General features: G+C 60.9%; 1 protein-coding gene. It reads left to right on the top strand.

The genetic code is table 11. The annotated features are described in order from the left end of the window. Positions 1-1,686 (top strand): Ig-like domain-containing protein (locus D6C13_RS25255; protein ID WP_244212816.1); only part of this gene is annotated, 1,686 nt, incomplete at both ends.

The following is a 1,686-nucleotide window of genomic DNA, read 5'->3' as shown; positions in this document are numbered from 1 at the left end:
GAACCCGGCGTGGCCCGTATTGATTACGCCACTGATAACACCGGCCTCCAGACCGGTGATATCGGTCAGTTCGGTTATACCGATGACCTGTCGCCGGTTATTGGCGGTTACCAGGCCGAGGCGACCGGAGACCTGGTTATCCGGATTGTCTGCAACGCCGAGTTTATCGGCACCGCACTGATTGGCCCTGACGGGCACTGGTCCTTTACCCCCCCGACGCCGCTGGAGCCCAACCACGAATATATCTTCACCACCATTATCCAGGACTCCGCCACGGACGCGCTGCTGGTCTCGCTGCCTTACCGGTTTTACACCACGGATGTGAACGGTGATTTAAAACCTGATGTCAGCATCGATAAGGTGACGGACGCTGTCAAAGGCGCCAACAATGCAACCGGCGCCCTGCACCATGGCGACGTGACCAACGATGCCCGCCCGGCGCTGTCCGGCCACGCCACGGCGAACGCCCGGGTCAATATCTACGACAACGGCGAGCTGATTGGCTCCACCACCGCCAGCAGCAAAGGAGCCTGGACCTACAACCCGGGCACCCTGAGCAACGGGGACCATTATCTGAGCGCCTCCGTGTACACCGCCGCCGGAGAAAGCCACCGTTCAGCCTCGTTTGGCATCACCGTGGACACCCATGCTGAGACGCCGGTTATCACCGAAGTGTATGACGATAAAGGTTTACACACCGGGCCGGTAGCGCTCGGGGGGGCTACCGATGACAGCCAGCCGAAAGTTTCCGGTACCGCTGAAGCGGGCAGCACCGTCACCGTCATGGTGCACTCCGCCACGCTTAATCACACGTATACGCTCGGCAGCGTGGTGGCGGACGCTCACGGGCGCTGGAGCTACCAGCTGCACGGCAGTCAGAATATTAACGCCACAAAAGGTGACTGGACCTTCCTGGCGCAGTCGGTGGACGTGGCCGGCAATCAGAGCCCGATGAGTTCAGGGTATATCGTCGAGGCCGTCGCCAGTAATGCCGACGTGTCTGCCACGCCGGAGATTACGTACATCGTCGATGATGTGGGCTTACACACCGGCAATATCGCAGACGGCGGCAAGACCGATGACACCGAGCCCCGCCTGCACGGCACCGGCGAACCCTACAGCACCGTGGTCATCACCATGGACGGCCCGGTCTCGCACAGCACGTACACCATTGCTACGCTGACCGTCGGCAAGGACGGCACCTGGGATTATCAGTTCAAGGGCGGCCAGAAACTGCAGTCCGGGAACAACGTCTTCCACATCACGGCGACGGACGGTGACGGCCACAAAGTGACCGGCCACACCTACACCGTGGACCTGGTGGGTTCAAACCAGGATACCGACGGCCCGGATGTTCCGACCATTGATAAGTACCATGACAACGCAGGTGCCTCGAGCGGTGATTTTAAAAGCGGCACCACCACCGATGACACCACGCCAACGCTGTACGGCCATGCTGACGCAAAAAGCGTGGTGAAGATTTACGAGGGCAGCACGCTGCTGGGCTCGGTCACGGCAGACAAGGACGGAGAGTGGAACTTCACGCCGTCTGAGCGCAGTGAGGGCAAACATACCTTCTTCGCCACCGCGACGGATGCGGCGGGCCACACCAGCGGGCACTCGGGCAACTTTGTGGTGACGATTGATGTGCCGGACACCACGCCACCGGATGCACCGGTCATCACT

This window comes from Rahnella woolbedingensis, from assembly GCF_003602095.1.
Lineage (GTDB): Bacteria > Pseudomonadota > Gammaproteobacteria > Enterobacterales > Enterobacteriaceae > Rahnella > Rahnella woolbedingensis.
This window is presented reverse-complemented; position numbering and strand designations above follow the sequence as displayed.